The sequence below is a fragment of the Burkholderia sp. KCJ3K979 genome (assembly GCF_016759955.1).
Classification (GTDB): Bacteria; Pseudomonadota; Gammaproteobacteria; order Burkholderiales; family Burkholderiaceae; genus Burkholderia; species Burkholderia orbicola.
The window spans coordinates 1-7,665 of sequence record NZ_JACFYV010000279.1 but is presented as its reverse complement, the minus strand read 5'-3'; the positions used below and the strand labels follow the sequence as shown (position 1 = coordinate 7,665).

Annotated in this window: 7 protein-coding genes; 3 read left to right on the top strand and 4 right to left on the bottom strand. The window is 71.5% G+C overall.

The features are described 5' to 3' along the window. Positions 1 to 2,081 (top strand): 4-alpha-glucanotransferase (gene malQ / locus H3O04_RS32340; protein ID WP_202589235.1); only part of this gene is annotated, 2,081 nt, incomplete at its 5' end. Then, positions 2,078 to 4,843 (top strand): malto-oligosyltrehalose synthase, encoded by a 2,766-nt coding sequence (gene treY, locus H3O04_RS32335; protein ID WP_202589234.1) that lies wholly within the window; start codon positions 2,078 to 2,080, stop codon positions 4,841 to 4,843. The genes malQ and treY, both read left to right, overlap by 4 nt. A 155-nt stretch (positions 4,844 to 4,998) precedes the next feature. Here the strand turns inward: treY and H3O04_RS32330 are convergent, their stop codons facing one another. Then, positions 4,999 to 5,259, bottom strand: coding sequence for a hypothetical protein (locus tag H3O04_RS32330; RefSeq protein WP_185714684.1), 261 nt, complete (start codon positions 5,257 to 5,259; stop codon positions 4,999 to 5,001). A gap of 116 nt (positions 5,260 to 5,375) precedes the next feature. On the opposite strand from H3O04_RS32330, the gene H3O04_RS32325 reads away from it, so the two are divergent. Further along, positions 5,376 to 6,626 carry a phosphatidylserine decarboxylase family protein gene (locus tag H3O04_RS32325; RefSeq protein ID WP_023477691.1) on the top strand — a complete coding sequence of 417 codons (1,251 nt, stop codon included), beginning with the start codon at positions 5,376 to 5,378 and terminating at the stop codon, positions 6,624 to 6,626. Between the two features lie 22 nt (positions 6,627 to 6,648). Here H3O04_RS32325 and H3O04_RS32320 read toward each other — a convergent pair whose 3' ends face one another. The 3 genes from H3O04_RS32320 to H3O04_RS32310 all read right to left on the bottom strand — a co-directional run. After that, positions 6,649 to 6,894 (bottom strand): hypothetical protein, encoded by a 246-nt coding sequence (locus H3O04_RS32320; RefSeq protein WP_011545545.1) that lies wholly within the window; start codon positions 6,892 to 6,894, stop codon positions 6,649 to 6,651. 286 nt (positions 6,895 to 7,180) lie between these two features. Continuing rightward, positions 7,181 to 7,513: a DUF1488 domain-containing protein gene (locus H3O04_RS32315; protein ID WP_202589233.1), complete on the bottom strand. Its 333-nt coding sequence runs from the start codon at positions 7,511 to 7,513 to the stop codon at positions 7,181 to 7,183. 4 nt (positions 7,514 to 7,517) lie between these two features. Continuing rightward, a partial coding sequence (locus H3O04_RS32310) for a DJ-1/PfpI family protein (protein ID WP_202589232.1) occupies positions 7,518 to 7,665 on the bottom strand: 148 nt, incomplete at its 5' end.

Here is a 7,665-nt window from a genome sequence, read left to right as displayed (position 1 = left end):
GCACGGCGATCCAGCGGGTCGACAGCGCGGCCGCGCTCGCCGATGCGAACGCGTCGCCGCCACGCCTCGTGACCGGCGACGCCGGCCTGCCGCTGACGCTGCCCGCGACCATCGCGCCGCCGGGCGCGCGCTTCAGGATCTCGCTCGAAACCGGCGGGCACGTGGACGGCCGGGTGGGCGGCGCGGGCGAACACGGCACGCTGCCGCCGCTCGCGATGCCCGGTTATCACGCGCTCGACATCGGCGAGCAGCGCATCGGGCTCGCGATTGCGCCGCCGCGGGCACGGCCATTCGACGCGCTCGCCCGTGCGCACGACGGAGGCCGCTGGGGCATCGCGGCGCAGCTCTACAGCCTGCGCCGCACCGGCGACGATGGCGCGGGCGATTACACGGCGCTTGCGCGGCTCGCCGCACAGGCGGCGCGACACGGCGCGCAGGCGGTGGCGATCAGCCCGACGCATGCCGGCTATCCGGCGCTTCCCGCGCACGACAGCCCGTATTCGCCGTCGTCGCGGCGCTGGCACAACGTCGCGTATCTCGACTGCGACGCGGTGCCGGGCGCCGACGCGGCACATCGCCCATCCGCTGCCACGGCCGACGCCGCGCTGATCGACTGGCCCAGCGTGCTGCCGACGAAGCTGCGGCGCCTGCGTGCGTGCTTCGACGCATGGCGCGCGAGCGACGACCCGTCGCGCGACACGTACCAGCGGTTTCGCGCGGCGGGCGGCGCGGCGCTCGACGCGCATGCGCGCTTCGATGCGCTGCAGGCGTTCTGCATCGAGCACGGGATCGGCGCGGACTGGCGGCAGTGGCCGTCGCAATGGCGCATGTCGGGGTCGGCGGAAGTCGACGCGTTCGCGCATGAGCATGCCGACACGATCGCGTTCCACACCTTCCTCCAATGGTGCGCGTCGCGCGCGCTCGGCGACGCGCAGCACGCCGCACGCGGCGCGGGCATGGCGACCGGGCTGATCGCCGATCTCGCGGTCGGCTCCGATCAGGCCGGCAGCGACGCGTGGGCGCACGGCACGACGCTGCTGCGCGGTGTATCGCTCGGCGCGCCGCCCGACCTGTTCAATGCGGCCGGTCAGGCGTGGGGCGTGACGACGTGGACGCCCGACGCGCTGCGTGCGGACGGCTTCATGCCGTTCATCGACCTGCTGCGCGCCGCGTTCGCGCACGCCGGCGGCATCCGCATCGACCACGTGCTCGGCTTCGCGCGAATGTGGATCGTGCCGGACGGCGGCTCGCCGCGCAGCGGCGCGTACCTGCGCTATCCGCTCGACGATCTGGTGCGGCTCGTCGCGCTCGAGGCGGCGCGCCATCGCGCGATCGCGATCGGCGAGGATCTGGGCACCGTGCCGGCCGGGTTGCGCGAACGGCTCGGCGCGCAGGGTGTCGCGGGCATGCGCGTGCTGTGGTTCGAGCGCGATGCGGATGGCGCGTTCCGGCCGCCCGCCGCGTGGGATCGCGACGCGATCGCGATGACCTCGACGCACGATTTGCCGACCGTGGCCGGCTGGTGGCGCGGCGTCGATCTCGGATGGCGGCGCGTCGCAGCCGAGGCGGAAGCCGCGAAGCGGCGCGACGAAACGCAACCTCGCGACATCGCAGCGCCAGAGCCGGACGATGCGAGCGCGCACGATTCAGACGAGATCGTGCAAAGCATGGCGTACGGTCACGACACCGTGCAGCGCCCCGATTCGAATCACTCGACGCCCCCGCCTCCTCCCGAACTGCTTGCCGCTCACGCGGAACGCGCCACCGAGCGTGCCGCGCTGTGGCACGCGCTGCAGCACGCAGGCTGCGTGCCGGCCGACGCTGCGGTGCCGCCAACCGACACGCCGCCGGTGAATGCGATCCTCGGCTACGTCGCGAGCAGCCCGTCGCCGCTCGCGCTGCTGCCGCTGGAGGATCTGCTCGCCCTCGACGCGCAGCCGAACCTGCCGGGGCCGCCGTGCGGCCATCCGAACTGGCGGCAGCGGCTGCCGCGCACGATCGATGCGCTGTTCGACGCCGACGTGCGCACGCGCATCGCGGCCGTCGTGCACGCGCGCCGCTCGCGGAGGCATGGCCCATGACCCCACGCGCGACGCTGCGACTGCAGCTGCATGCGGGCTTCACGTTCGACGACGCTGCCGCGCACGCCGACTACTTCGCGCGGCTCGGCGTGAGCCACCTGTACCTGTCGCCGGTGTCCACGGCCGAGCCCGGCTCGCGGCACGGCTACGACACCGTCGACCACGGCGCGCTCGGCGCGGAACTCGGCGGCGAAGCCGGCTTCATGCGGCTCGTCCACGCGCTGCGTGCGCGCGGCCTCGGCATCGTCATCGACATCGTGCCGAACCACATGGGCGTCGGCGGGTCGTCGAACGGCTGGTGGAACGACGTGCTCGAATGGGGGCCGGCGAGCCCGTACGCACGCTATTTCGACATCGACTGGCATCCGCCCGACCCCACGCTCGACGGCAAGGTGCTGCTGCCCTGCCTCGGCGCGCCGTACGGCGATGCGCTCGCGGCCGGCGACATCACGCTGCGCGCCGATCCGGCCACGGGCCGCTTCATCATCGCGTGCCCCGGGCGGCGGCTGCCGGTCGCCGCCGCCACCTATGCGGAGATCCTGCGCATCGCGAACCGCGCGGACCTGAACGCGCTCGCCGAGCGCTTCGATGCCGCACCGGCACGCGACAGCGCGCGACTCGCCGCCGCCCATGCGGCGCTGCGCGACTATGCGGCCGCGCACGGTCCGCATGCGTTCGACGCGGTATTGCGCGGCGCCGACCCGCGCCGCGCCCGCTCGCGCGCGTGCCTGCACCGGCTGCTCGAACGCCAGCACTACCGGCTCGCCTGGTGGCGCACGGCCGCCGACGAGCTGAACTGGCGGCGCTTCTTCGACATCGCGACGCTCGCGGCCGTGCGCGTCGAGGACGAGGCGGTGTTCGACGCCGTGCATGCGCTGCCGCTGCGCCTGCATGCGGCCGGGCTCGTCGACGGCGTGCGCGTCGATCACGTCGACGGCCTCGCCGATCCGCGCGCGTATTGCCGCCGGCTGCACGCTCGGCTCGCCGCGCAGCGCGACGCGCGACCCTACGTCGTGGTCGAAAAGATCCTCGCGCCCGGCGAGTCGCTGCGCAGCGACTGGGCCGTCGACGGCACGACCGGCTACGACTTCATGAACGACGTCGGCGCGCTGCTGCACGACCCGGCCGGCGCCGAACCGCTCGCCGCGCACTGGGCGGCCGTGTCGGGTTCGGCGCGCACGTTCGCGCAGGAAGCGCTCGACGGCAAGCGGCGCGTGCTGATGCGCCAGCTCGCCGCCGAGCATGCGCGGGTCGCGCGGTTGCTACACGAGATTGCCCGGGCGTCGCCCGTCACGCGCGACGTCAGCCGGATCGCGATCCAGCGCGTGCTCGGCGAACTCGCGGTGCGGCTGCCCGTGTACCGGATGTATCCGGCCCCGGGCGACGAGCCGGCCGACGACGACCGGCGCGTGCTCGCCCACGCGTACGAAGGCGCGTACGCGGCGGTCGATCCGACCGACCGGTTCGCGCTCGAACGCGTCGCCGCGTGGCTCGGCTTGCCGGTCGTGCGCGTGCCGCGCGCGAACGCCGATGCGCTGCTGGCGGCGCGCGTCGCGTTCGCGCAGCTCACCGCACCGCTGGCCGCGAAGGGCGTCGAGGATACCGCCAACTATCGCTACGGCCGGCTGCTGTCGCGCAACGAGGTCGGCGCCGACGCCGGCGATTTCAGCCTGTCGCGCGGCGCGTTCCATGCGCGCAACCGGCGCCGCGCGCGCACCGTGCCGCACGGGCTCGTCGCGACGGCCACGCACGACCACAAGCGCGGCGAGGACGCGCGCGCGCGGCTCGCGGTGCTGAGCGAGGTGCCGGATGCATGGCGCGCGGTGTCGCTCGACTGGTCGGCGCTGAACGCGCCGCATCGCGGCGGCCCGCACCGCGACCTTGCGTGGACGCCCGGGCCGGCCGCCGAGACGATGCTTTACCAGACGCTCGTCGGCTGCTGGCCGCCGGCGCTCGCGCCCGACGATGCGGCCGGCCTCGACGCGCTCGCGACACGCGTCGTGCAGTGGCAGACGAAGGCGCTGCGAGAAGCGAAGCAGTACACCGACTGGCTCGCGCCCGAGCCGGATTACGAGCACGGCTGCGAAGCGTTCGTCCGCACGATCCTGACGCCGCGCGGCGCGGGCGATTTTCCGCATCGGCTGCATGCGTTCGTCGCACGGATCGCGCCGGCCGGCGTCGTCAACAGCCTCACGCAGACGGCGCTGCGGATCGCGTCGCCCGGCGTGCCGGACTTGTATCAAGGTACTGAGTCATGGGATCACTCGCTCGTCGATCCGGACAACCGGCGCGACGTGCCGTTCGCGACGCTGGCGGCCGAACCGGTCGACGGGCCGGTCGCATCGTATCTGCCGACGTGGCCCGATGCGCGCGTGAAGCGCGCGCTGATCGAACGGATGCTGGCGCTGCGGGCGCGATGGCCGGCGACGTTCGCGGACGGTGCCTACGTTCCGCTGCGGGTGCGCGGCAGGCTTGCGCGGCACGTGGTGGCGTTCGCGCGATGTGATGAGGCAGCTACGGTGGTGGTGGTCGCGACACGGCTCGCGTGCCGGTTGCTGGGGGAAGCGCCAGGGATACCGCGCGTGGAGCCTGCGCAATGGGGCGATACGGCGGTCGTGCTGCCGCGCGGGGTTGAAGGACCGTGGACGGACTGGTTGAATGCGCGCGACGCGATCGACGCGCCGGAAGGTGTGCTGGCGCTCGATCGCTGTCTGGCCGAATTACCTGTGGCAGTGCTCGTCGCGGGGCGGGGTCGAAATTGAAGCCGGCGCCTCCTGCGTGCCAGCCCTCTGTCACCAAAATCGATTTGGTTCAAAACGTGCCGTCGATAATCGATTTTGTACACGCGTCATCGAATTTCAACCGAAACGCCCGATCGTAAGCGTTTTCGTGCAGTCGACGACAGGCTTCGGCACCCTCACGACCATTCTTCCGGCGGCATCTCGCCGCGGTCATCCTCCCACAGCGGTTTCGCCGCCTCCTCTCCGCGGCTCGGTGTCACCGGCCCATTGCCGCTTGCACGACCGTCACCGCGCTCACCCCGCCGCGCCGCATGGCGCAGCGCCGCCTGCGGGCGTTTTCGCGTGCGCGTCGGCGTCACGGTCCGCTGCCCGTCGCGGCGGCGTTCGTCCGTCGATCCCGCCTCGTTCGTCTGTCGTGCATTCGAAGCTGTAGCCATGCTGTTCTCCTGAGTCATCGAAAACAAACCGGTCGCTCGGATGCAGCAATTTCAATGCCGCCGCTCGGGCAAGCGTCTTGCTACATCGATTCGACCGAAACCTTCCGGAGGAGACGATGCCGACGAATCGCAACACGCCGCCCGCTACCCGCCGCCGCCTCGGCGGATGGATGGCCAGCGAGGAAGCGCACATGGCCGCGTTCCGCGAAAAAATCGCGAGCGAAGCGCGCGCGCATGCCGGCGACCGGTTGCGCACGCCGGCCGTTCAGGAACTCGCGCGGCTGTTCGACGACAACGCCGTGCTGCGCATGAGCCTCACCCGCGCGATCGACGAAGCGCGCGAAGCGGGATACCGGCTCGGCTACGCGTCGATCGGCGAGCTGATGACGGTGATCGACCATCTGATGACCTACACGCCGCCATTCAGCGAGGAAAGCCTGATCGTGTGCCCGCTGAACGCGTTTTTCGACTGGCCAATGTGCATGCCGTCGGGCCACGCGGTGTTTCGCGACGCCTCCGTCAATGCGCAATTGAAGCGCGTGCTGAACGTCTGGTGCGACTTCCTCGGCGGTCCGCATTCGCGCGCGCATCTCGACACGTCGGCGCCCGACGGCTGGTTCTGCGATGAAGCACGCAAGCGCCTCGGGCTGTCGCAGTTCCAGTATCGCGAAGACCAGCCGCACTGGGGCTTCGATTCGTGGAACGACTTCTTCACGCGGCGCTTTCGCGACGGCGCGCGGCCGGTGGCGGCGCCCGACGATCCGCACGTGATCGTCAGCGCGTGCGAAGCGTCGCCCTATCACACCGAAACCAACGTGAAGCTGCGCGACACGTTCTGGATCAAGTCGCAGCCGTATTCGCTGCGCGACCTCTTCACGCCCGCCCGGCTGTCGCTCGCCGAGCGCTTCGTCGGCGGCGACGTCTACCAGGCCTACCTCAGCGCGTACAACTACCACCGCTGGCATGCGCCGGTGCGCGGCGTCGTCACGCACGCGTATCGCGTCGACGGCACCTACTACTCGGTCGCCGAAGCGGAAGGCCCGGACCCGGCCGGGCTCAACGACTCGCAGGGCTACATGACGGCGGTCGCCGCACGCGCGGTGGTCGCGATCTCGAGCGACGATCCCGGCATCGGGACGGTCGCGGCCGTGTTCGTCGGAATGGGCGACGTGTCGTCGTGCGTGATCGAGGTCGTGCCGGGCCAGCGCGTCGACAAGGGCGACGAGATCGGCTACTTCCAGTTCGGCGGCTCGACCTACTGCCTGCTGTTCGAGGCCGGCGTGATCGACCGCTTCCTGTACGCGCCGCCGTTCGACGGCGAGCCGCCGGTCGTGCAGGTCAATGCATCCGTCGCGATCGCGCGGTGAATGCCCCGCGCGGGCCGGCGCGTCACGCGTCGGCCCCGTCGCTCACACCGATCGCATGGAATTCGGCAGCGTCATGACGCTGCACGCACCGCAGGACCGACAGCCCGTCAGCCGTCAGTGCGGGGCGGTGCGCGCCCGACGTATCGTCTTGCTGCAGCACGATCAGGTGTTGTTCGACGAGCGCGACGACGTCGTCGCGGTCGATCTGGATCTGTTCCGGCGCGTGATGCGCGAGGAACAGCGCGGCAAATTCGTGGGCGGTCAGCATGCTCGTTTCCCCGTTAACGGCTACGCGCGACGCGACACCGGCGTCGCATCGGCTGGCGGCGCGCATCGTGCGCCGGCGACGTGACGGGCATGCAGGGAACGTGCCAGCCGGCGTGGTGCGGCCGCTGTCCGTGCGTTGCGTACGCCGCGCGATGTGGCACCGCACGGCGCGTTCGAGCCGCTGCAAAGTTTTCAACGGCATGTAACGGCTGGCCGCGGCGAGCGGCCGCAGATGACCGATGCAGCAGAATAAAATGCGCGGAAGACGTGCAGCGCATGCGCGCCGCTCACGGCCGCGAGCGAAACAAGCCCGCACGCGCACGCCCGGCCGGCGCCCGGAAATAGCCGCTGTGCAGCACCCCGTCGTGGTTGCCGCTCGCCAGCACGTCCGCGCACGCGGCTTCGATCCGCGCGCGGCCGCGCTCGAACGCGTCGCGCAGATCGGCCTCCAGCGCGGAGCGCGCGCCGAAATGATCTTCCAGCGCCTCGACCGTGATCGCGCAGGCCTGCGGCACGCCGTCGACGTCGACGACGAAGCGCAACTGCAACGCCGCGCCGTCGAACGTCGGCGGTTCGTCGGTCAGCGTCACGGCGCGCGGGGAACCGGAATCGGCCGGCATCGGCTCATGCCCCCCGCGACGCGAGTCGCTCGACCAGCGCGCCGTTGAACGCGGGCAGGTCGGCCGGCTTGCGGCTCGTGATCAGATTGCCGTCGCGCACGACTTCCTCGTCGACCCACTTGCCGCCCGCGTGACGGATATCGTCCTGCAGG

Excerpts from the sequence above, each read along its gene's own strand:
- H3O04_RS32330 (WP_185714684.1), bottom strand. The coding sequence starts at position 5,259 with ATGGCTACAGCTTCGAATGCACGACAGACGAACGAGGCGGGATCGACG.
- treY (WP_202589234.1), top strand. The coding sequence starts at position 2,078 with ATGACCCCACGCGCGACGCTGCGACTGCAGCTGCATGCGGGCTTCACG.
- H3O04_RS32315 (WP_202589233.1), bottom strand. The coding sequence starts at position 7,513 with ATGCCGGCCGATTCCGGTTCCCCGCGCGCCGTGACGCTGACCGACGAA.
- H3O04_RS32320 (WP_011545545.1), bottom strand. The coding sequence starts at position 6,894 with ATGCTGACCGCCCACGAATTTGCCGCGCTGTTCCTCGCGCATCACGCG.
- H3O04_RS32325 (WP_023477691.1), top strand. The coding sequence starts at position 5,376 with ATGCCGACGAATCGCAACACGCCGCCCGCTACCCGCCGCCGCCTCGGC.